Source organism: Sphingomonas aracearum (genome assembly GCF_003345355.1).
GTDB lineage: Bacteria > Pseudomonadota > Alphaproteobacteria > Sphingomonadales > Sphingomonadaceae > Sphingomonas > Sphingomonas aracearum.
On the sequence record NZ_QQNB01000003.1, the window covers coordinates 423715 to 446830 of the forward strand.

Below are 23116 nucleotides of genomic sequence, written 5' to 3' on the forward strand. Positions count from 1 at the left end.
GGCTAAGATTGGGTTACCCTCAGGAGTAACGCTGCTCCGCCCAGGGATCGCCGCGCAGATGGTAGCCGTTCACCTCCCAGAAGCCCGGCTTGTCGGCGCCGAGAAAGTCGATCCTGCTGATCCACTTGGCGCTTTTCCAGAAATACAGGTGCGGGATCACGAGGCGCGCCGGCCCGCCATGCTCGCGCGTCAGCGGCTTGCCCTGCCAGCGATGGGCGACCAGCGCGTGCGGGCTGGCGAAATCCTCCAGCGGAACGTTGGTGGTGTAGCCGTCATAGCCGTGCAGCATCACGAAGCGCGCTTCCGCCTTCGGCTGCACCGCCTCCAGCAGCGTCTGCGTGGAAACGCCCCTCCAGTCATTGTCGTAGCGCGACCAGGTGGTGACGCAGTGGATGTCGCTGCGATCGTCCGCCTGCGGCAGGGCGAGAAAGGCGGGCCAGTCGAGGTCGAGCGGATGCTCCACCATGCCGCCGATGCGCAGGCGCCAGCGATCGGTGGACACGTCCGGCGTGCGGCCAAGATCGAGCACCGGCCAGTTGGCGACGAGGTGCTGGCCGGGCGGCAGGCGGTCGTCGCCGGTGCGGCCGGTCAGGAACCTGTGTTCCCCGGCCCAGCGCTGCTTGGAGCGGGTGAGCTTGCTGTCGGGAGGCAGATCTTCTTCGGCCACGTCAACCTCCGTCAGATGGTGGGGAGGGAAGTGGTGCCCGAGGGCGGAGTCGAACCACCGACACGACGATTTTCAGTCGTCTGCTCTACCACTGAGCTACTCAGGCACATCCGCGAAACCGCGAAGAAGGCGCCTCCTAGTCGCTTCGATCGGGCCTGTCCAGCCCGTTGATGTCGTCCGGATCGACGGGTGGCCCGGGCAGGGCATAGCCGCCGCCCAGCCATTGGAGCAGGTCGCGGTCGCGGCAGCCCTGGCTGCAGAACGGCCGGTGGGCAGGGGCGGCGGGCTTGCCGCAGAGGGGGCAATCGGAGGCGGGCATCAGTCTGTCTCGAACCGGGTGACAACGCCCGTGCGGCGGGCAAGCTCCTCGCTCCATTCCGGATGGCGGGCGAGGGTGGCGGCCATCGCGCGGGTCACGGGCTGGCGCGGCGTGCCGGGCGGAGGCACCCGCTCCAGCCGGCGCAGCAGCGCCCGCAGCGCGGCGGCGGCGGGATCGGCCAGCAGCAGTTCGGGGAGCGACGGCCGGGTGCGCCGGCGGATCAGTTGCAGGAAGCCGAAGCCGTTCACCGCGGTGCGCTCGAACGGTCCGGCGCCGCCGGCCGCCAGTGCGGCATCCAGCGCGGCGGCGACGGCCTGGCGCGGGGCCCGTCCCTCCAGGGTCGGGAAGTCGATGCCGATCGATCCGGTCACGTCGTGGCGGACGATCGCCGCGCCCACAGCGGTGGCGGCGGCCACCGCAAGCGGTTCCAGCGGGGCGGCGCCGTCGACGTCGAACAGGGTCATGGCCGGCGTCACGCTCATGCGCAGCGCGCCGCGACCGAACACGATCTCGCCGTCCGTCGCTTCCTCCAGCACCTCGCCCCAGCCGGCCTGTTCCAGCAGGTCCGGCTCGTGCGGCCGCAGCGTGCGCACGGACAATCCAGTGGCGGCGATGCGGGCGAGCAGGTCCGGGCCGGGGGCGGGAGCGGCGTCGCTCGGCACCGCCCTGGCGCGCTTGGCGCGGCCGCGTTCCGGCATCGCCTCGCGCACGATCTCGACCGTCAGCGCGCCGCCTTCGGGCAGGCCGGCGGGGACGGGGGCGACCAGCGCCTCCTCGCCGCCCTCGAGCTCGACGAGGCCGGTGCCGCGATCGCGCAGCCGGGCGCGGGCGACCGTGCCGGCGCGCAGGCCGGGCAGCTCGATCCGGGCCTGAAGAAGGCGATCGTCCGCCACCAGCGCGGCACGGTTCTCGCCGATGCCCGCTTCGTACAGCCACTCAGCCAAGCGGCAGCCCGGCGGCGGTGAGCAGCGCCCGCGTTTCGAACACCGGCAGGCCGACCACGCCCGAATGGCTGCCGGCGAGATAGCGGACGAACGCCTCGGCACGGCCCTGGATGGCATAGCCCCCGGCCTTGCCCATGCCCTCGCCGCTGGCGACGTACCCGTCGATCTCGGCAGCGGAGAGCGGCTTGAAGGCGACGATCGTGTCCGACAGGCGGGTGCGCAGCGTGCCGGCCGTGTCGATGGCGGCAACGGCGGTGTAGCAATGGTGGCGGCGGCCGGAGAGCAGGCCGAGCATGCGGCGCAGGTCCGCCTCGTCCACCGGCTTTTCGAGGATGCGGCGGCCCACCGCCACGGTGGTGTCGCCGGCGAGCACCACCTCGCCTTCGGCACGCTCCACCGCCTGCGCCTTGCCGATCGCCAGCCGCAGCACATAGTCGCGCGGGCGCTCGCCGGGCAGCGGGCGTTCGTCGATGTCGGGCGCGGCCAGGCGCGCGGGCACGACGCCGATGCGCGCCAGCAACTCGCGACGGCGCGGGCTGGTGGAGGCGAGAACGAGCCGGGGCACGCCGGAATGCGCGCTTATTGCGGGCCGGGTCCGCCGCGGCCGGGCATGAAGCGGTAGGTGATGCGACCCTTGGTGAGATCGTACGGCGTCAGCTCGACCAGCACCTCGTCGCCGACCAGCACGCGGATGCGGTTCTTGCGCATCTTGCCCGCGGTGTGACCGAGGATTTCGTGATCGTTTTCCAGCTGCACGCGGAACATCGCATTGGGCAGCAGCTCGACCACCCGGCCGCGCATTTCGAGAAGTTCTTCCTTGGCCAAACAAACACCCCAGGTTGATTTTGCGCGCGGGGCTGTACCCGCTTGCCGATGAAAAGGGAAGGCGCGGGCGATCGGTGTCGCCGCCGCGCCCGGCCGATATGGGGAGGGGGGCGGATTTTACGAGGGGCGGCGGCTCACAACAGGCTGCCCTGATGCGCGCTTTCCTCGCGCGCCGCGCGCCTGAACGCGGCATGGCCGTCCACCCAGGGGATGTCGGGCTTCTTCCCCTGGAACAGCTCGGCCAGCGTGAGGATCTGGAGGCGCGGATAGCTGCGCCCCGTGGCTTCCGAATGGAAGACGCCCACGGCGACCGCTTCGCGCTCCATCGGCTTGGACGGGAGTGCCTTGGTGAGGAACACGCCGATCGGCGCGCGCTCGCGCTCCATCGCCGAATGCAGGTCGCGGATCATCTGCACGCCGACATTGTCGCCGCCCTTCACCGAGACCAGCGCCTTTTCGGTGCGCCGGCCATCGGGGCGGAAATAGATGATGCCGTCGATCCCGCCGTCCGCGCCCTTCTTTCGGCCGCCAAAGGGCATGGCGTCGACCATGGAGACCGCCCACCACTGGAACTGGTATTTGTCGCGGCGGGCAAGGTCCTCCGCCGAGGCGAGGTCCCTGGGCGTGCCCTCCACGGTGAAGCTCGCGTCCGGGAAGGCGGCCTTCATGCGCTTCTCGATGAGGCTGATGGCGAGGTGGGTGACATCGATGCCGATCCACTGCCGCCCGAGCTTCTGCGCGGCATGCACCGCGGTGCCGCAGCCGCAGAACGGGTCCAGCACGACGTCGCCCTCGTCCGAGGAGGCGGCGATGATCCGCTCGAGCAGGGCAAGCGGCTTCTGCGTGGGATAGCCGAGGCGTTCGGCGTGGCGCTGGCTGAGCGGTGGAATGTCGTCGATGATGTCCTGCGGCGACTGCCCTTCCATGCGATCGAGATAGCGCTTGAAGTGGGGCCAGCCGATCCCGTCGCCGCTCATCGTGACAAGGCCATGCTTGTTCAGCAGGTCGAGCCAGCCCAGCGTCTTCAGGCCGACCGGCGCATCGGCGAACTCTTCCTTGATGATCCCGGGAATGGCCCAGTGCCGGCCGTGGCGCGTCGGATCGAAGCCGTTCCAGGGCTGGCCGCTTTCTCCGTTGCGCGTGCCGCTTGCCGTGAGATCGCTGAGCCGGAAGCGGCGGCCGGCATCGTCCCTGAAGCGGTAATAGCGATCCACATAGGCCTCTTCATACGCCTGAAAGGTGCGGTTCCACCGATAGTCGCCCGATCGCGCATAGAACAGGATAACGTCGTGGATCGGGCCCCAGCGCCTGGCGCTGTTGTGCGCGCTGGTCCGCTTCCAGATCACCTCGCTGCGGAACCGGTCGGCGCTGAACACTCCGTCCAGCAGCAGCTTGAGGTAGTGGCTCGCGGTGGGGTCGCAGTGGAGGTACAGGCTGCCGGTCGGCTTCAGGACGCGGTGCAGTTCGAGCAGGCGCACCGCCATCATCGCCAGATAGGCCATCATGTCGTTCTCGCCGAGAAAGGCGCGCATCGCGTTCAGGAGGTCGAACGCCTTGGTGTTGCCGCTGCGCGCGACCGCGTCGAAGGCGGCTTCCGCCGCGTCGTTCCAGTGCCAGGTGTCCTCGAACGCCTCGATCTGCGCGTCGGCCCGGGTGCCGGTCGGCGACTTGAACAGGATGTTGTAGTTGGCGTTCGAGTTGAACGGCGGATCGAGATAGACGAGGTCCACGCTGGCGTCGGCGATCTCGCGGCGGAGCACCGTCAGGTTGTCGCCGTAATAAAGGTGGTTGGCCGGGCGGTTCTGCATGGCGGCAGAGGAATCACGGCAAGGCGCGCGTGTCTTTCGCGGGCTGGTCCATTGCTGCGGCTTTTCCGGCCCCGGCGGCTCCGCGGTGGAGCCGTTCGCGCTTGACGATAGACGCAGCCGATCAGGGTGATCGCGTCGACCCGGTTGCGCCCGCCGCGGTCCTGTAGTTTGATCTGCGTTACAAGAACGAGAGGATGATAAGGCGTTGGAACAGGTCTATTCCCCCCGCATGCGCATCGCGTTGCTGGGCGCGGCGGCGATCGGCGGCTGGGGGCTTGTGGCGGGCGTGGCGGAAACGCTGGCGATGGTGCTGCGCTAGGGCGGAGCACGGGCGACCGGCGGGAAGCCGGCCGCCTCCGGACAGGCTCGATCAGCCGGCGCCGCCGGCCAGCGCGGCGAGCAGCAGCAAGGCGACGATGTTGGTGATCTTGATCATCGGGTTCACCGCCGGGCCGGCCGTGTCCTTGTAGGGATCGCCCACCGTGTCGCCGGTCACCGCGGCCTTGTGCGCTTCCGATCCCTTGCCGCCGTAATTGCCGTCCTCGATATATTTCTTGGCATTGTCCCACGCGCCGCCGCCGCTCGTCATCGAGATGGCGACGAACAGGCCGGAGACGATCACGCCGAGCAGCATCGCGCCCAGCGCCGCAAACCCCTGTTCGCGCCCGGACACGCCTGAGACGAGGAAGAACACCGCCACCGGCGAGAGCACCGGCAGCAGCGAGGGCACGATCATCTCGCGGATCGCGGCGCGCGTGACGATGTCGACGGTGCGCGCGTAATCGGGGCGGCTGGTGCCTGCCATGATGCCGGGATTGTCGCGGAACTGCGCGCGCACGTCCTCCACCACATGGCCGGCGGCCCGGCCCACCGCGGTCATGCCGAACGCGCCGAACAGATACGGCAGCAGCGCGCCGAGCAGGAGGCCGACGATGACATACGGGTTGTTGAGGCTGAAGTTCACCGGCTCGGTCAGGCCCAGCGCATCGGCATAGCGTTCGAGATCGGTGGTGTAGGCGCCGAACAGCACCAGCGCGGCGAGCGCGGCGGAGCCGATCGCATAGCCCTTGGTCACCGCCTTGGTCGTGTTGCCGACCGCGTCCAGCGCGTCGGTGCGGTGGCGCACGTCGTCGGGCAGGCCCGCCATCTCGGCGATGCCGCCGGCATTGTCCGTCACCGGGCCATAGGCGTCCAGCGCCACCACCATGCCGGCCAGCGCCAGCAGCGAGGTGGCGGCGAACGCCACGCCGATGATCCCGGCGAGCTGATAGGCGGCGACCACCGCGACGACGATCACGAGCGTGGGCAGCGCGGTCGATTCGAGGGAGATCGCCAGGCCCTGGATCACGTTGGTGCCGTGGCCGGTGGCGGAGGCCTTGGCGATCGACTTCACCGGGCGATGGTTGGTGCCGGTATAATATTCGGTGATCCAGACGAGCAGGCCGGTGACGCCCAGCCCGATCATCATGCACCAGAACAGGTCCATTCCGGTAAAGGCGAGCGCGGCGGTGCCGGCGGCGGGCGCCTCGGTGACGGCGGTGTTGGCGCCGTCGAGAAAGGCCGAGGCGTTGAGGTTCACGTTCAGGTCGCCCAGCGCCCATTTCGTGACGCCCCAGATCAGCGGCACGGAGACGATCGCCGTGGTCCAGAAGCCCTTGTAGAGCGCCCCCATGATGCTCTCGCCGCGGCCCAGGCGGACCATGTAGGTGCCGAGGATCGAGGACAGGATGCACGCGCCGCCGACCACCAGCGGCAGCGCCATCAGCGCCGCGAGATGGTCCGAGTTCGGCAGCAGCAGCGCGATGGACACCATCGTCAGGCCGAGCGTGACCACATAGGTTTCGAACAGGTCGGCGGCCATCCCTGCGCAGTCGCCGACATTGTCGCCGACATTGTCCGCGATGACGGCGGGGTTGCGGGGGTCGTCCTCCGGGATGCCCGCCTCCACCTTGCCGACGAGATCGGCGCCGACGTCCGCGGCCTTGGTGAAGATGCCGCCGCCCAGCCGCGCGAAGATCGAGATGAGGCTGGCGCCGAACGCCAGCGCGGTGAGCGCGGCGACGATGCGGTGGTCGCCCGGTGCATAGCCGGCGGGTCCGGTCAGGTACCAGAACACGCCGGCGATGGCGAGCAGCCCGAGCCCCGCCACCAGCATGCCGGTGATCGCGCCGGAGCGGAAGGCGAGGGTGAGGCCACCCTGAAGCGAGGTGCGCGCCGCCTCCGCCGTGCGCACGTTGGCGCGCACGGAGATGTGCATGCCGACATAGCCGGCGACCCCCGACAGCACCGCGCCGAGCACGAAGCCGACCGTCGAAAGCTGGCCAAGGGTGAAGAACAGGATCACCGCCATCACCACGCCGACGATGCCGATGGTGGCGTATTGGCGGCCGAGATAGGCCTTGGCGCCTTCCTGGATGGCGGCGGCGATGTCCTGCATCTTCGCGTCGCCGGGCGAGGCGCGCAGGACCTGGGCGCTGGTGAAGAGGCCATAGATGACGGCGATGGCGCCGCAGATCAGGGCCGCACTGACGAGTGTCATGCTTGTCGTTCCCCTACCTAGATCGGCCGGGTCGGCAGGGTGCCGCCCGCCTTTGTTGTGGGGGAAGCCTATGCGGCCTGCGGCAAGGGCGCAAGCGGCTCAGCCGCCGTGGAGGTAGCCGAGCCGGTCGGGCAGGGGAACGGAGCGGCCGGCGTGCGTCAGCGAAAGGCCGGTGCCCGCGGAGAAAGCGCCGATGCGGGTGGCGGGCACCGGCGGCGCGGCGTCGGCGGCCAGCGCGAACAGCAGCTGGTAATCGTCGCCCCAGGTCGCGGCCCGGATCACCTCGCCGGCCAACGCCTGCGGCACGGGGATGCTGTCCAGCGCGATCGCGACCGCAAGGCCGCTGGCCCCCGCCATGCGCGCGGCATCGAGCAGCAGCCCGTCCGACACGTCCATCATCGCCGGGACGAGGGGCGCCAGGGCGACCCCGTGGGCGATCAGCGGCTCGGGCCGGCGATAGGCGTTGGGCGCGGTTTCCGGCACCTCGAAGCCGAGCAAGGCGGCGCCGATCGTGCCGGTGACCCACAGCGCATCGCCCGCCCGCGCGCCGGTGCGCAGCGGCACCGGCAGGTGCGTCGCGCGCCCGATCGCGGTGCAGCCATGGACGCGCGGCGCGCCCGGCCCGGCGCGGCGCACGGTGTCGCCGCCGAGCAGCGGGCAGCCGAAATGCCGCAGGGCCGCGTCCAGCCCGCCGACGAGCGCCGCGTCTCCCTCGTCCCCGGCGAGCGTGATCGAGAGCAGGACGCCCTCGGGCCGCGCGCCCTTGGCGGCAAGGTCGGACAGCGCCGCGGCGAGGAGCCGCCAGGCGATGTCGGCGGGCGGCAGGTTTGCGGCGAAATGGACATGCTCGACCATGGTGTCGGTGCTGAGAACCAGCGTGTCGTCGCTTGCCCGGAGCAGGGCCGCATCGTCGAGCAGCCCGTGCGCGCCGGGATGCAGGGGCAAGGCGCGCAACGCGGCGATGAACTCGGTTTCGGTCACGCGGGCGGGTGTAGGGGGTCCGGGCGGCGCTCACAACGGGCCGGCGGGCGGAGCGAAGCCCTCGGCTGACGCAGCCTGTCCGGCGCGCCTGCCGTGGCACGCAGTCGGAGAGCGACTTCGCTGCGGCGGGTGGAGGGAGTGCGCCCGCCTTCACACACGTCATCCCCGCGGAGGCGGGGATCCAGATCGGCTGGCGGTGCGGTTGGGGCGGGCGGTGGCGGCTTTGGATTCTCGCCTTAGCGGGAAGGGCGGAAGGTGGTCGCTTGAGGAGGCGCCCCTCCACCAGCCTGCGGCTGGTCCCCCTCCCCGCGGGGCGGGGAGGATACGTGCGGCGGGCGCGCGTGTACGCGGCCCGTGGGAACGAGGGGAAAGGGATCGACCGGCGCGTCCTAGCCACGGTTTTGCACCCGGGGCTCGACGACTTTTGAGACACTCGCTGTAACTACGAAGCGTCGAGACTTCTTGTGTCTGCCGGGTATCGGCGACGCCCCCGGTACTCTGCCGCACCGGCTCTGGCATGGAGGGATGGTCTGGCTGCTCTCACCTAGCCAGCCCGTCCCTCCGGACGTCTTCAAACCTTCCCCGACCCTGATGAACGGACATCCGACTTGTGTTCCCAGATGGCTCCGCGCCGGTCGATCGCCGGGCATGGTGCTTGTGACGGCACCACCACCGGCTGCTTTCGTCCAACCCCGCCGCAGGCCCTTACCGCGGTTCTGAACTGCTGCGGCGTGTAGCCAGATGGGTTCGTGATGTCAAGCTTCTTGTTCCCCGGCGGAGGCCGGGGTCCAGTTGGGGGCGAGGGGTTGGGGTTCGCCGCGCTGCAACTCCGGCCTTCGCAACTGGGCCCCGGCCTTCGCCGGGGAACAGGGAGGGTTGGTTCTCGCGAAGACGCGAAGACGCGAAGAGAAGGGCAGAAGAAGGGTGGTTCACGCGGAGGCGCGGAGGCGCGGAGGAGGGCGCGATCGAGGAGAGCGGGTGGCCGTCTACGGGATTACTGACGCGCTTTGCGCGTCGACTCCCCTCTTCTCTCCGCGGCTTCGCGTCTTCGCGTGAACAGAACCTCCGCGCCTCCGCCTGAAACCTTGCCCGGCGCCGTTCAGCCGCGCGCCTGCTTGCCGATGGCGTCGAGCAGGCCGTTGACGAAGCCGGCCTCGCGCTTGTCGAAAAAGGCGTGAGCGACGTCGACATATTCGGTGATCACCGCCGCGATCGGCACGTCGGGCCGCGCGAGGAGCTCGAACGTGCCCGCGCGCAGGATCGCGCGCATGGAACGGTCGAGCCGCTCCAGCGACCAGTTGGCGGAGAGCTTCTCCTTGATCGCGGCGTCGATCTCGTCGCGGCGCGCGGTGGCGCCGCGCACCAGGTCGTTGAAGAAGTCGACATCCGCTTCGGCATATTCGGCGTCCTCGATCGTGGCGCCGAGGCGATGCTGGTGGAATTCGTGCAGCAGCGAGGGAATGGCGGTGCCTTCCATCTCATGCTGGTAGAGCGCCTGCACGGCGGCCAGCCGTGCGGCCGAACGGGCCTTGGATCGGGATGCGGGTTTCTCGGACATTCGGCGGCCTCTACCGCACGAGGGCGCGGGAGGAAACCTGTCCTCCCGTCCCCGGCGGAGCGGGGAGGATCAGCGGAGGCGCAGCGCGACCGAGCGGGCGTGGGCGGGAAGGCCTTCCGCCTCCGCCAGCGCCACCGCGGCGGGGCCGAGCTGCGCCAGCGCGCCTTCGTCCAGGGCGAGAAAGCTCGTGCGCTTCATGAAGTCGAGCACCGACAGGCCCGAGGAGAAGCGCGCGCGCCGCCCGGTGGGCAGGACATGGTTGGGCCCGGCCACATAGTCGCCGATCGCCTCCGGCGTGTGGCGGCCGAGGAACACGGACCCGGCATGGCGGACGAAATCGAACAGGCGGTGCGCGTCCGCCATCTCGCAGGCAAGCTCGAGATGTTCGGGGGCCAGCCGGTTCACCAGCGGCATCGCCGCGTCCAGGCTGTCCACCACGACGATCGCGCCGTTCGCGTCCCAGCTCTCGCGCGCGACGCGGGCGGTGGCAAGGCGGCCGATCTCCAGCTCCACCGCCTGCGCCACGGCATCGGCGAACACCGCATCGTCGGTGAACAGGATCGACTGGCTGGTGGGGTCGTGCTCGGATTGCGACAGGAGATCGGCGGCGATCACGGCCGCGTCGTTGGCACCGTCCGCCACCACCACGATCTCGGACGGGCCGGCGACCATGTCGATGCCGACCACGCCGTACAGCTGGCGCTTGGCCTCCGCGACCCAGGCGTTGCCCGGGCCGGTGACCACGTCCACCGGCTGGATGCGCCCCGTGCCGTAGGCGAGCGCGGCCACCGCCTGTGCGCCGCCGACGCGCCACACCTCGTCCACCCCGGCAAGATGCGCGGCGGCGAGCACCAGCGGGTTGACCTCGCCGTCGGGCGTGGGCGTCACCATCACCAGCCGCTCCACCCCCGCCGCCTTGGCCGGCAGCGCGTTCATGAGGACGGAGGAGGGGTAGGCCGCGCGGCCGCCGGGCACGTAGATGCCGGCCGCATCCACCGGCAGCCAGCGCGCGCCGAGCCGGGCGCCGGCCGAGTCGGTGGTGTCGGTGTCCTGCGGGATCTGCCCGGTGTGGTAGGCCGCGATCCGCTCGGCGGCGAGTTCGAGTGCGCTCCGCAGCTCGGGCGCGAGCGCCTGATAGGCGAGCAGGCAGTCGGCCGGCTCGATCCGCCAGCCGGTCTCGTTCAGGTCGTGGCGATCGAACTTCTTGGTGAAGGCGTGGAGCGCGGCGTCGCCCTCGTCGCGGACGGCGGCGACAATGGTGCGCACGTCGCGCGCGACGTCGCCGTCCGCCTCGCGCCGCGCGTTGACGAGGCGGGTGAAGGCGGCGTCGAAGCCGGGTTCGGTGGTGGAAAGTCGGATCATATGTTCCTCCCCTCCGTGCAAGGGAGGGGTTGGGGGTGGGTCAGGTCCGGGCGGGACTGAAGAGCAGGGCGTGACGCATCCGTATCACGACACAGCACCGACCCCCAGCCTCTCCCTTCCAGGGAGGGGAGCAGTGTGGCGCTCACGCCGCCACCTTTGCGTCCACCGCGCGGCGGAACGCCTCCACCAGCGGCATGAGCTCGGGCCGGGTCTTGAACGCCGCGCGGTTCACGACGAGGCGGCTCGTCACCTCGGCGATCACCGCCACCTCGACCAGCCCGTTCTCCTTGAGCGTGCGGCCCGACGAGACGAGATCGACGATGCGCGGCGCCAGGCCGAGCGTGGGGGCAAGCTCCATCGCGCCGTTCAGCTTCACGCATTCCGCCTGCACGCCGCGCGCGGCGAAATAGGCCTGGGTGGTGTGCGGGTATTTGGTGGCGATGCGCACATGGCTCCAGCCGCGCGGATCGTCATGCTCGGCCATGGCGGCGGGCTCGGCGACCGAGATGCGGCAATGGCCGATGCCGAGGTCCACCGGCGCGTACAGCTCCGAATAATCGAACTCCGCCAGCACGTCCGAGCCGACGATGCCGAGATGCGCCGCGCCGTGTGCCACGAAGGTCGCGACATCGAACGCGCGCACGCGGATGAGATCAATGCCGGGGTTCGAGGTGGCGAAGCGCAGCGCGCGGCTGCCTTCGTCGGTGAAGGCGGCTTCCGGCTCGATCCCGGCGGCGGCGAGCAGGGGCGCGGCCTCGGCCAGGATACGGCCCTTGGGCACGGCGATGATGAGCGGATCGGACACGGGGGCCGGCTTTACGCGCGCCCTCCCGCGGGTGCAATGCAAGCACGGCAAAGGAGGCAGGCGATGGGCAGTGAGGCGGAGAATCGCGAGGCGTTCCGCATCCAGCAGCACTATTGCGAGACGATGGGCGCGCCGATCACCGCGCGGATCGCGGGCGCGCTGGCGGCGGCGGTGACCCGCGAAAGTCGCACCGGCGCGCGGGTGCTCGACTGGGCGGGGGAGCCGACGCGGGGCGCGCTGCCGTTGCGGCTGGTCGGCGGGCTGCATGCGCTGGCGCTGGCCGGGGCGGACGAGGCGCTGGCGCGTGTCTTTGCCGGGGCGGGCGATGCGGGCGGGATCGAGCCCGTTCTCCGCCGCGTGCTGGTGGCGCAGGACGCGGCGTTGCTGCCGTGGCTGGACGGACCGCCGCAGACCAACGAGCCGGGTCGCTCCGCCGCGCTGATGACCGGGCTGCTCCATGTCGCGCGGCGGCACGGGCCGCGGCTGGAGGTGCTGGAGATCGGCTCCAGCGCGGGGCTCAACCTGCTCCTCGACCGGTTCCGCTTCGACCTGGGCGGGGTTGCCGTCGGCAGTGCGGACGCGCCGCTCCTGATCCGGCCCGAATGGCGGGGCAGCCCGCCGCCGGCGGTGCCGGTCGCCTTCCGATCGGTGCGCGGGTGCGACATCCAGCCGCTCGATGCCACCGACCCGGAGGTGGCGGCGCGACTCGCGGCCTATGTCTGGGCGGACAATCCGGAGCGGCTGGAGCGGCTGCGCACCGCCATCGCCCTGCTGCGCGAGCACGGGGTGGCGCTCGACCGGGCGGATGCGGCGGACTGGCTGGACGCGCGGCTGGCCGAGCCGCAGGAGGCCGGGGTCACCCGCGTGCTGATGCATTCGGTGGTCTGGCAATATCTGCCGGACGCGACGCAGCACCGGGTGCAGGCGGCCATGGCCGGCGCCGCCGCCGTCGCCGCGCCGGTGCGCCCGCTCGCCTGGGTGCGCATGGAGCCGGACCGGCAAACGGCGCAGCAGCATGTGCTGGTGGCGAGCTGGCCGGGCCATGCCGAGCAGGTGACGGTGGCGGATGCGCAGGCCCATGGCGCCTGGATCGCGGGGCGGGCGGGGTAACGGGCAGGGTAACGGGGCGGGCAGCGACTTGCGCCGGGACGCCGCCAACCCATACATATTGCCGCATGCTGATGTCCAACACCGACCGCCCCGCCCGGCTGCACTACATGGCCAACGGTTTCCGCGTGCTGACGCCGGGCGATCACGTGACCTGCGCGGTCAGCGGCGCGCGCATCGCCCTGGAGGACCTGCGCTACTGGAGCGTGGCCCGGCAGGAGGCCTATGCCAGCGCGCAGATCGCCACCGAGCAACTGCGCGAGGCATAATGCGCGTGGGCCGCTGGACGCTGGGACTGGCGACGCTGGTTCTTGCCGGCAGCTGCGCGGAGCCCGCGCCGCCGCCGGTGCGATCGGCATCGGTTCCCGCGCGGGTCGTGCCGGCCGCGCCGCCACCGGCCCCGCCCGTCGCCGCGCCGCCGGTCTTCCGCTATGCCGGCGTCCGGATGCAGGGCGGGCTGCTGATCGGCACCGCGCCTGAAGGGGCGGCGGGCGTCACGGTGGACGGTGTGCCCGTGCCGCTGGCGGAGAACGGTCGCTTCCTGGTCGGGCTGGATCGCGACCATGGGCCCATCGCCGCGCTGGCAGCGACGACCGCCGCCGGGCAGGTGGTGCGCGACACGGTGGCGGTGGCGCCGCGCGCGTGGGACATCTCGCACCTGGCCAGCTTGCGCAAATATCCGGTGCCGCCGGCGCGCTTTGCCGAGTTGCGGCCGATCGAGCTGCAGCAGATCGCCGCTGCCCGCGCGATGCACACCGATGCGCAAGGCTGGCGCCAGCGGTTCCAATGGCCGGCGACGGGCCGCATCTCCACCCTGTTCGGCTCCCAGCGCATCTATCGCGACGGCGAGCAAGGCAGCTACCATTCCGGGATCGACATTGCCCGGCCGACCGGCACGCCGGTGCTGGCGCCGGCCGACGGAGTGGTGACGCTGGCGACGGACCGGCCCTTCACCCTGGAAGGCAACCTGCTGATGCTGGACCATGGCATGGGGCTGAGCAGCGCCTTCATGCACCTGTCGCGCCTCCACGTCGCGGCCGGCGAGCATGTCCGCCAGGGAGAAGTGATCGGCGAGGTCGGGGCGACCGGCCGGGCGACGGGGCCGCACCTCCACTGGGGGCTGCGGTGGCAGGAAGCGCGTATCGACCCGCTGCTGGTGGCCGGGCCGATGCCGTCTGCCCAGTAAACAGGCACAACTGTTCGCAACTGCAAAAAATCTGTGCGACCTAGAGGCGGTTCATTGCGGTTCAAGGACAGCTCTGTGGCTTTTTAGATACAGATGCCAAGAAACCTGTCTCGCAGATGAATGCCGGCTTTACACCGCCCGGCCTTCCCCGCCACCTTGCGTCCATGTTCGTGCGGGACCGCGTTGTGCGGCGCGCAAGGACGAGGCACCCCGGATCGGATCCGCAACAGCGGACCGGAAACGGGCAAGCGAGGGGTATTTCAGTGAGCAATTCCACTTCTTTCGCGCGCAAGGCGTTGCGCGGCGGTTCGGCGCTTCAGGCGCTGGCGCTGCTCGGCGCGGGCGTGATGGGCGCCGCCGCGTTCGCCGCGCCGGCGGCCGCACAGGACACCACTGCCGGGTCGATCAGTGGCGTCGTGCGCGATGTCAACGGCCAGCCGGTTCCCGGCGCCACCATCGTCCTTGAATCGACCGGTCGTGGCTTTCAGCGCACCACCACCAGCAGCTCCAATGGCACCTTTACCGTGCCGCAGCTGCCGATCGGCCCGTACAACGCCACGGTTTCGGCGCCGAACTTCCAGACCACCCGCACGGAGGGCCTCACTTCCGAACTGGGCGGCGCATCGTACAACCTGACCATCGCGGCCGTGGAAGCAGGCGCCGGCGGCGACATCGTCGTGACGGCCGTTCCGGAGCGTACGCTGGACTTCTCCGGCACCGCCACGGGCCAGGTGTTCAACGTGCAGGAAACCGCCCGCACGCTGCCGGTCGCGCGCAACATCACCGCGATCCAGCTGCTCGCCCCGCAGGCGACCTCCGGCGACAGCGCGTTCGGCGGCGTCTCGCTCGGCGGTTCGTCGGTTGCCGAGAACATCTACTACATCAACGGCATGAACGTGACGAACTTCCGCACGGGTGTTGGCGGCACGACCATCCCGTTCGAGTTCTACGATTCGGTGCAGGTGAAGACCGGCGGTTACCAGGCCGAATTCGGCCGCAACACCGGCGGTGCCGTGATCGCCGTGTCCCGCTCGGGCACCAACGAGTTCCATGGCGGCATCAACCTGTACTGGGAGCCGAACGCGCTGCGCAGCGACGTGCCGAACACCTACTCGGCCAACAACTCGCTTGACGCACGCGAGCGGATCGAAGGCAACATCTGGGCGTCGGGTCCGATCATCAAGGATCGCCTGTTCTTCTTCGCTTTCTTCAACCCGCGCGACTTCTACCAGAAGGACGTGGCCCAGGCGGAGACGTTCAACACGGCTGGCACCGTGTCCAACGGCTTCAGCAACACCAGCATCTCCGAGCAGAACCAGAACAATCCGTTCTTCGGCGGCAAGCTGGACCTGAACCTGTTCGACGGCCATCGCCTGGAAGCGACCTATTTCAGCGACAGCTCGGACAATCTGGTTTCGCAGTACACCGTGGGTGCCGCGGCCAACGCGAACCCGGCGCGCGTCCGTAACTTCGCTGGCGGCGACAACTACATCTTCCGCTACACCGGTGCGTTCACCGACTGGCTGACGATCTCGGCGCTGTACGGCAAGTCGAAGTACAACCAGAGCTCGATCGGTACCGACGACGCGATCCCGTACACGGTGGACGCGCGCTCCGGCACGGCTTTTTACGTTGCCGGCAATCCGAATGGCCAGATCGAGAACGGCCGCGACAGCCGCAACAACTATCGCGTCGATGTCGATCTGACGTTCAGCCTGCTCGGGCAGCACCGCGTGCGGTTCGGCGGCGACTATGAGAAGCTGACCGCGGAAGCCAACACCGTCTATTCGGGCGGCTTTTACTATCGTTACGCCCGCACGCCTGCGGCAGGCGCGTTGGTGAACGCCACTGCGGTGGCCGGAAACACCGACTATGTCCGCGTCCGCACCTATGACTCGGGTGGCACGTTCGAATCGAAGAACACCGCCTTCTACATCCAAGATTCCTGGGACATCACGCCCCGCCTGAACCTGAACCTGGGCGTGCGCTACGACAAGTTCGAGAACCTCAACGCGTCGGGTGATACGTTCACCAAGCTGGACAACCAGTTTGCGCCGCGTGTTGGCTTCTCCTACGATCTGTTCGGCGACCGTTCGACCCGTCTGAACGGCTTCTATGGCCGCTATTACCTGCCGGTGGCTGCCAACACGAACATCCGCATGGCCGGTAACGAGTCGTTCCTGGAGCGTTACTATACCTTCAGCGGCCCCCTGGCGAACCCGACCCTGCTCACCCAGCTCGGTGGCCAGAACGTGCTCTCGGACTCGAACAACGTGGATCCGCAGACGCTCGTCAGCCAGAATCTTAAGCCGCAGTATCTCGACGAGTTCCTGCTGGGCATCGAGCGGCGCGTCGGATCGCGCATGAAGGTTACCGTGAACGGTATCTATCGCAAGCTGGGTGCGGTGCTGGAGGACGTGGACACCCGCTATAGCGTCACGGCGTTCTGCCGTACGCAGAACCTCCCGGGCTGCAACGCAACTCGCGCACCGACCGGTGCTCTCGGGACGTCCGGTGCGCTTGTCGGCCAGGTCAATCCGTCGGTGGGCGGCGCGGTGATCGGCAGCGGCGGTTACGTGCTGATCAACCCGGGCAGCGACCTGATCGTGAATGCCGACCTGACCAACTCGGGCACGCTCTCGACGATCACCATTCCTTCGCAGTACCTGGGCTTCCCGAAGGCCGAGCGTATCTACAAGGCGATGGAGTTCAAGTTCGAGCGTGAGTTCGACGGCAAGTGGGGTCTGAACGGCTCCTACGTGCTGGGCCTTTCGAAGGGTAACTACGAAGGCGGCGTGAAGTCGGACAACGGTCAGGACGATACCGGACTGACGCAGGACTTCGACGAGCCGGGCTGGATGGACGGTTCGTACGGCCTCCTGCCGAACCATCGGCGTCACACTCTGAAGCTGTATGGATCGTACAAGCCGTTCGAGAACCTGCTGCTCGGCTTCAACGGCGTGGTGCAGTCGCCCCGCAAGTTCGGCTGCATCGGTACCTACCCGTATGCCGATGGTCGCGCGGCGATCACCTCGGCGGCGTCCTGGTATTGCTCGAATCCCCTCGCCACGGGCTTGCCGCTGGTCGCGGGGTCGACGCCGACGCTGCAGAACCCGGGCCAGACGGCTCCGGTACTCGTCGGCCGCGGTAACGCGTTCCAGAGCGACTGGCTCAAGCAGCTCGACGTCAGCGTCCAGTTCCGCGTTCCGATTGAGGGGCTGAACGGCCTGACGCTGCGCGCCGACGTGTTCAACGTGTTCAACACCAAGTCCGAGCTCGACTACAACGAGACTGGCGACGACGGCACGCTGGCAGGCTCGCTCCGGAACTATGGTCGGGTCACCGGCTATCAGTCGCCGCGCTACGTCCGCTTCGGCATGTCGCTCGACTTCTAAGCGAGCAACAGACTGCAAACAGGAAGGGGCCGGTCTCGCGACCGGCCCCTTTCTTTTTGCCCTCGGCGGATGCGTCAGTTGACGCGGAGCGCCAGCGCGCCGTCGCCTTCGTCGACCCGCACGCTTGTGCCGTCCTTCACCTCGCCGCGCAGGATCAGGTCGGCGAGCGGGTCTTGCAGGTAGCGCTGCACCGCGCGCTTCAGGGGACGTGCGCCATAGACCGGATCGTAGCCGACCCGGCCCAGCCAGGCGCGGGCGGCGTCGGTTAGCTCCACCGTGATCTTGCGATCGGCCAGCAGCTTGCCCAGGCGCGCAACCTGGATGTCGACGATCGGCGCCATCTCCGACTGGCCCAGGCGGTGGAACAGGATGATCTCGTCCAGCCGGTTCAGGAACTCCGGCCGGAAGTGCGCGCGCACCACGTCCATCACCTGCGGCTCCACCGTGGCCACGTCCTCGCCGTCGCCCAGCGTCGTCAGGAACTGCGAGCCAAGGTTCGAGGTGAGGATGATGAGCGTGTTTGAGAAGTCCACGGTTCGGCCCTGGCCATCGGTCAGGCGGCCGTCGTCGAGCACCTGGAGGAGCACGTTGAACACGTCGCCATGCGCCTTCTCCACCTCGTCGAACAGCACGACTTGGTAGGGCCGGCGCCGCACCGCCTCGGTGAGCACGCCGCCTTCCTCATAGCCGACATAGCCGGGAGGCGCGCCGATCAGCCGGGCGACGGCGTGCTTTTCCATGAACTCGCTCATGTCGATGCGCAGCAGGGCGGAGGCGTCGTCGAACAGGAACTCGGCCAGCGCCTTGGTCAGCTCGGTCTTGCCGACGCCGGTGGGGCCGAGGAACAGGAACGAGCCGAGCGGCCGGTTCGAGTCCTGCAAGCCGGCGCGCGCGCGGCGCACCGCGGTGGAGACGGCGCGCACCGCCTCCTTCTGCCCGATCACGCGGCGGCCGATCGCCTCCTCCATGTGCAGGAGCTTCTCGCGCTCGCCTTCCAGCATCCGATCCACCGGAATGCCGGTCCAGCGGCTGACCACGCCAGCGATGTCGTCCGCGGTCACTTCCTCGCGCAGCATCGCGCCCTTGGTCGAGCCCTGCGCTTCCTCCAGCTGCCGGGTGAGCGCGGGAATGGTGCCGTAGGAGAGCTCGCCGGCCTTGGCGAGGTCGCCGGCGCGCTGCGCCTGCTCCAGCTCCAGCCGCGCGGCGTCGAGCTGTTCCTTGATCTTCGCCTCGCCGGCAATCTTGTCCTTTTCCGCCTGCCAGCGCTGCGTGAGTTCGGCGGACTGCTGCTCGAGATTGGCGAGTTCCTCCTCCAGCGTGGCGAGCCGGTCGCGCGAGGCCTCGTCGCTTTCGCGCTTCAGCGCCTCGCGTTCGATCTTGAGCTGGATGATGCGGCGGTCGAGCGTCTCGATCTCCTCGGGCTTGGACTCCACCTCCATGCGGATGCGGCTGGCGGCCTCGTCCATCAGGTCGATCGCCTTGTCCGGCAGGAAGCGATCGGTGATGTAGCGGTTGGACAGCGTGGCCGAGGCGACGATCGCGGCATCGGTGATGCGCACGCCGTGGTGCAGCTCGTACTTCTCCTTCAACCCGCGCAGGATGGAAATGGTGTCCGGCACGGTCGGCTCGTCGGCATAGACCGGCTGGAAGCGCCGCTGGAGCGCGGGGTCCTTCTCGACATATTTGCGATATTCGTCGAGCGTGGTCGCGCCGACGCAGTGCAGCTCGCCGCGGGCAAGGGCGGGCTTCAGCAGGTTGCCGGCGTCCATCGCGCCTTCGGACTTGCCGGCGCCGACCAGCGTGTGCATCTCGTCGATGAACAGGATGATCTGGCCCTCGGCGCCCTTCACCTCGTCCAGCACGCCCTTCAGCCGCTCCTCGAACTCGCCGCGATATTTCGCGCCGGCGATCAGGCTGCCCATGTCGAGCGCCATGAGCTTGCGGTCCTTGAGCGTGTCCGGCACGTCGCCATTGGCGATGCGCAGCGCGAGCCCCTCGGCAATGGCGGTCTTGCCGACGCCGGGCTCGCCGATCAGGACGGGATTGTTCTTGGTGCGGCGCGCGAGGATCTGGATGGTGCGGCGGATTTCCTCGTCGCGGCCGATGACGGGATCGAGCTTGCCGTCGCGCGCGGCTTGCGTGAGGTCGCGGGCGAACTTCTTCAGCGCGTCGTAACGGTCCTCCGCGCCGGCGGTGTCGGCGGTGCGGCCGCCGCGCAGGGCGTTGATCGCGGCGTTGAGCTTTTCCGGCGTCGCACCCGCGGCCTGCAGCGCCTTGCCCGCCGCCGTATTGAGCGACAGGGCGAGCGCGACCAGCAGCCGCTCCACGGTGACGTAGCTGTCGCCCGCCTTGCTCGCGATCTGCTCGGCCGCGTCGAGCACGCGCACGGCATCGTTGTTGAGGCCGGGCGTGGTCTGCGCACCGGAACCGGTCACCGCGGGCAGCTTCGAGAGGGCGAGATCCGTCTCGCTCACCGCCCGGCGCGGGTCGCCGCCGGCGGACTGGATCAGCCCGGCGGCCATGCCCTGCTCGTCCTCCAGCAGCGCCTTCAGCAGATGCTCGGGGGCGATCTGCTGGTGGTTCATGCGAATGGCGACCGTCTGCGCGGACTGGAGGAAGCCCTTGGCGCGGTCGGTGAATTTTTCGATGTTCATGTGGTTCCCCTGCGGTCCTTGCGCACGAAGATGGCGTGATATTTACGCAACACAAGAGTGGCCCGGCGAAACGATTGTGCACCGGAAAGCGGGTGCTATAGTTCGGCGATACGGTTCTCTCGAGCAAGGTTTCCCGCATGAAGAAATTTGCCGTTCTTGCCAGTGTCTCCCCCTGTGCGCTTCTGTTGTGTGCGCTCGCCGTTCCGGCGCAGGCGCAGGTCGCGCCCGCCACGCTCGCGAAGAGCGTCGACATCCCCTACCAGGAGTTCACGCTGAAGAACGGCTTGCGCGTGATCGTGCACACCGATCGCAAGGCGCCGGTGGTGGCGGTCAGCGTGTGGTACGATGTCGGCTCCAAGCACGAGCCCAAGGGCAAGACCGGCTTCGCGCACTTGTTCGAGCACCTCATGTTCAACGGCAGCGAGAACGCGCCGGGCGACTTCTTCGGGCCGATGAAGGAAGTGGGCGCCACCGACATGAACGGCACCACTTATTTCGACCGCACCAACTATTTCGAGACGGTGCCGGTGTCGGCGCTGGACCGCACCCTGTTTCTCGAATCCGACCGGATGGGGCACCTGACCGGGGCGATCACGCAGGCCGTGCTGGATGAACAGCGTGGCGTGGTGCAGAACGAGAAGCGGCAGGGCGACAACCAGCCCTACGGCCTGTCGAGCTACCATCAGCTCGACGCGCTGTTCCCCGCCGGGCATCCTTATGGCCACGACACGATCGGCTCGATGGCCGATCTGGACGCCGCCAGCCTGGCGACGGTGAAGGGCTGGTTCGTCGACCATTATGGCCCCAACAACGCGGTGCTGGTGCTGGCCGGCGACATAGACGCCGCCCAGGCACGCCCGCTGGTGGAGAAGTATTTCGGCGCGATCCAGGCGGGCGCGAAGAGCCCGCGCGTCACCGCGCCGGTGCCGACGCTGCCGGCCGCGGTGAACGAGACGATCAACGACCGCGTCGCCGAAGTGCGCATCGAGCGCAGCTGGGTGGTGCCCGGCCTGTCTTCCGACGACGCCGTGGCGCTGGACGTGGCGGCGGGCGTGCTGGGCGGCCTGTCCAGCTCGCGGCTGAAGACCGCCTTGGTGCGCGAGGAGAAGCTCGCCTCCAGCGTGGATGCCAGCAATTCGACTTTTGCGCAGCTCGGCCTGTTCTCGGTGGAGATGAACGTGCGCCAGGGCGTCGATCCGGCGGCGGCGCTGAAGCGGCTGGATGCGATCGTCGCCGACTTCCTGCGCACCGGGCCGACCGCGGACGAGGTGCAGCGTTATGTCGCGCGCTCGGTGAGCGGACGGATCTCCGGTCTTGAGTCGGTCGGCGGGTTCGGCGGCAAGGCGGTGACGCTGGCCGAAGGCGCGCTCTACGAGAACGATCCGGCGCACTACAAGAAGGAGCTGACCACGCTGGCGGGCGAGACGCCGGCAAGCGTGAAGGCGGCCGCCACCAGGTGGCTGACGCGCCCGGCCTATACGCTGACCACGGTGCCCGGCGCGCGCGCCGCCTATGAGGAGGCGCAGGTGCCCAAGGCCGCCACCGTCGCCCCGGCGCCGGAGCCCGCGCCCAAGAACACCCGCGGCCCCATTCCGGGCATCGGCGCCGCCGCGCCGCTCAGCTTCCCCGCGGTGCAGCGCACGAAATTGTCGAACGGCATCGAGCTGGTCTATGCGCAGCGCAGCGCCGTGCCGCTCACCCGCGCGGTGGTGAGCTTCGATGCGGGCGTGGCGGCCGACGTGCCGAACAAGCTCGGCACGCAGCAGTTGACGCTGTCGATGCTGCAGGAAGGCACCACCAGCAAGAACTCGGTGCAGATCGCCGAGGCGACCGAGCGGCTCGGCGCGACTTTGGGCACGGGCGCGAGCCTCGACCGGACGTTCGTGTCGATCGCCGCGCCCAGCCCCAATGTGCAGCCCGCCTTCGACCTGCTGGCCGACGTGACCCGGCATCCGGCCTTCGCCCCGGCGGAGGTCGCGCGGGTGAAGAACGTGCAGCTGGCGCGGATCGGGCAGGAGCTGACCAACCCCTCGGCGCTGGGCGCGCGCGTGCTGCCGAAGATGCTGTACGGAGCGGGCAATCCGTATGCGAAGTCGTTCGGCAGCGGCGATCCCAAGGCGGTGGCGGCGCTGACCCGCGACGATCTCGTCGGCTGGAGCCAGGCCTGGCTGCGGCCGGAAAAGGCGAAGATCTTCGTCGTCTCCGACCGTCCGCTGGCCGAAGTGAAGGCGGCGCTGGACAGGAGCTTCGGCGACTGGCGCGGCACGGGTGCGGCGGGCGTGAAGGCGGCAAATGCGGCCTCGACACCCAGCGCGGCGAAGATCGTGCTGATCGACCGGCCGGATTCGCCGCAGTCGGTGATCCTGGGCGGCCTGCCGACGGGGCTGAACGGCAGCGACGAGCTGCTTGCCGTCAACACCGCCAACGATGCGCTGGGCGGCAGCTTCACCGGGCGCCTCAACATGGACCTGCGCGAGGACAAGCACTGGTCCTACGGCGTGTACGGCATCTTCCAGCGGTCGGCGGGCGCGGCTCCCTATGTCATCAGCGCGCCGGTGCAGGCGAACCGCACGGGCGAGTCGGTGGCCGCGCTGCGCAGCGACATGCAGGCGTTCACCTCCACCAGGCCGATCACCGATGCCGAGTTTCAGCAGACCATCGCGGAGGCGACCCGCTCGCTGCCCGGCGACTTCGAAACCTCGTCCGCGGTGCTGCAGGCGATGCAGACCAACGACCTGTATCGCCGCCCGGACGATTATTATGCGACGCTGGCGCAAAAATATCGGGCGATGACGAAGGCCGAACTTGACGCTGCGGCACGCAAGGCCTTGGACCCGAACAAGCTGTTCTGGGTTGTTGTCGGCGACGCCAAGACCGTCCGCCCCCAGCTTGACAGCCTGGGGCTGCCGGTTGAGGTCATCCCCGCCGCGTCCGTGGCGGGCGCGAACTGATGGAACGGAGAGCGT

General features: G+C 69.2%; 17 protein-coding genes and 1 tRNA gene. 5 read left to right on the top strand and 13 right to left on the bottom strand.

Features of this window, described 5'->3' with window-relative positions:
• Window positions 1-19: 19 nt before the first annotated feature.
• The 12 genes from DVW87_RS15090 to hisG all read right to left on the bottom strand — a co-directional run bounded on the left by DVW87_RS15090 (window position 20) and on the right by hisG (window position 11808).
• Window positions 20-667: a sulfite oxidase-like oxidoreductase gene (locus DVW87_RS15090; protein WP_114688629.1), complete on the bottom strand. Its 648-nt coding sequence runs from the start codon at window positions 665-667 to the stop codon at window positions 20-22.
• Between the two features lie 31 nt (window positions 668-698).
• Window positions 699-773, bottom strand: a tRNA-Phe gene (locus DVW87_RS15095).
• A 30-nt stretch (window positions 774-803) separates the two neighbouring features.
• Window positions 804-986 carry a DNA gyrase inhibitor YacG gene (yacG, locus tag DVW87_RS15100; RefSeq protein WP_114688630.1) on the bottom strand — a complete coding sequence of 61 codons (183 nt, stop codon included), beginning with the start codon at window positions 984-986 and terminating at the stop codon, window positions 804-806.
• Window positions 986-1930, bottom strand: coding sequence for a ribonuclease (locus DVW87_RS15105; RefSeq protein ID WP_114688631.1), 945 nt, complete (start codon window positions 1928-1930; stop codon window positions 986-988). Before DVW87_RS15105 ends, yacG begins: the two co-directional genes overlap by 1 nt.
• Entirely contained in the window at window positions 1923-2495 is a 573-nt protein-coding gene (locus tag DVW87_RS15110; protein ID WP_114688632.1) for a Maf family protein, read from the bottom strand. Before DVW87_RS15110 ends, DVW87_RS15105 begins: the two co-directional genes overlap by 8 nt.
• Before the next feature lie 14 nt (window positions 2496-2509).
• Window positions 2510-2755: a translation initiation factor IF-1 gene (gene infA / locus DVW87_RS15115; RefSeq protein WP_017977808.1), complete on the bottom strand. Its 246-nt coding sequence runs from the start codon at window positions 2753-2755 to the stop codon at window positions 2510-2512.
• A 134-nt stretch (window positions 2756-2889) separates the two neighbouring features.
• Complete coding sequence (locus tag DVW87_RS15120) at window positions 2890-4563, bottom strand: DNA methyltransferase (RefSeq protein ID WP_114688633.1); 1674 nt, start codon at window positions 4561-4563, stop codon at window positions 2890-2892.
• Between the two features lie 370 nt (window positions 4564-4933).
• Complete coding sequence (locus DVW87_RS15125) at window positions 4934-7102, bottom strand: sodium-translocating pyrophosphatase (protein WP_114688634.1); 2169 nt, start codon at window positions 7100-7102, stop codon at window positions 4934-4936.
• 99 nt (window positions 7103-7201) lie between these two features.
• Window positions 7202-8083, bottom strand: coding sequence for a thiamine-phosphate kinase (gene thiL, locus DVW87_RS15130; protein WP_114688635.1), 882 nt, complete (start codon window positions 8081-8083; stop codon window positions 7202-7204).
• Window positions 8084-9182: 1099 nt separating this feature from the next.
• A complete protein-coding gene (gene nusB / locus DVW87_RS15135) occupies window positions 9183-9641 on the bottom strand; it encodes a transcription antitermination factor NusB (protein WP_114688636.1) in 459 nt (152 codons plus the stop codon).
• A gap of 69 nt (window positions 9642-9710) precedes the next feature.
• Window positions 9711-11003 carry a histidinol dehydrogenase gene (hisD, locus tag DVW87_RS15140; RefSeq protein ID WP_114688637.1) on the bottom strand — a complete coding sequence of 431 codons (1293 nt, stop codon included), beginning with the start codon at window positions 11001-11003 and terminating at the stop codon, window positions 9711-9713.
• A 142-nt stretch (window positions 11004-11145) separates the two neighbouring features.
• On the bottom strand, window positions 11146-11808 hold the full coding sequence (hisG, locus tag DVW87_RS15145; RefSeq protein ID WP_114688638.1) for an ATP phosphoribosyltransferase: 663 nt from the start codon (window positions 11806-11808) through the stop codon (window positions 11146-11148).
• A 63-nt stretch (window positions 11809-11871) separates the two neighbouring features.
• Here hisG and DVW87_RS15150 point away from each other — a divergent pair, with 63 nt between their 5' ends.
• The 4 genes from DVW87_RS15150 (at window position 11872) to DVW87_RS15165 (ending at window position 17496) form a co-directional block, all read left to right on the top strand.
• A complete protein-coding gene (locus tag DVW87_RS15150; protein WP_114688639.1) occupies window positions 11872-12918 on the top strand; it encodes a DUF2332 domain-containing protein in 1047 nt (348 codons plus the stop codon).
• A gap of 65 nt (window positions 12919-12983) precedes the next feature.
• Window positions 12984-13184 (top strand): DUF2093 domain-containing protein, encoded by a 201-nt coding sequence (locus tag DVW87_RS15155; protein ID WP_114688640.1) that lies wholly within the window; start codon window positions 12984-12986, stop codon window positions 13182-13184.
• A complete protein-coding gene (locus DVW87_RS15160) occupies window positions 13184-14101 on the top strand; it encodes a M23 family metallopeptidase (protein WP_114688641.1) in 918 nt (305 codons plus the stop codon). The genes DVW87_RS15155 and DVW87_RS15160 overlap by 1 nt, the downstream gene beginning before the upstream one ends.
• 263 nt (window positions 14102-14364) lie before the next feature.
• Window positions 14365-17496, top strand: a complete 3132-nt coding sequence (locus DVW87_RS15165; protein ID WP_181814852.1) for a TonB-dependent receptor — start codon at window positions 14365-14367, stop codon at window positions 17494-17496.
• A gap of 74 nt (window positions 17497-17570) precedes the next feature.
• Here the strand turns inward: DVW87_RS15165 and clpB are convergent, their stop codons facing one another.
• Window positions 17571-20150, bottom strand: a complete 2580-nt coding sequence (gene clpB, locus DVW87_RS15170) for an ATP-dependent chaperone ClpB (protein ID WP_114688643.1) — start codon at window positions 20148-20150, stop codon at window positions 17571-17573.
• A 137-nt stretch (window positions 20151-20287) separates the two neighbouring features.
• Between clpB and DVW87_RS15175 the strand changes: the two genes are divergently transcribed.
• Entirely contained in the window at window positions 20288-23101 is a 2814-nt protein-coding gene (locus DVW87_RS15175) for a M16 family metallopeptidase (protein WP_114688644.1), read from the top strand.
• The last annotated feature ends 15 nt before the right edge of the window (window positions 23102-23116 follow it).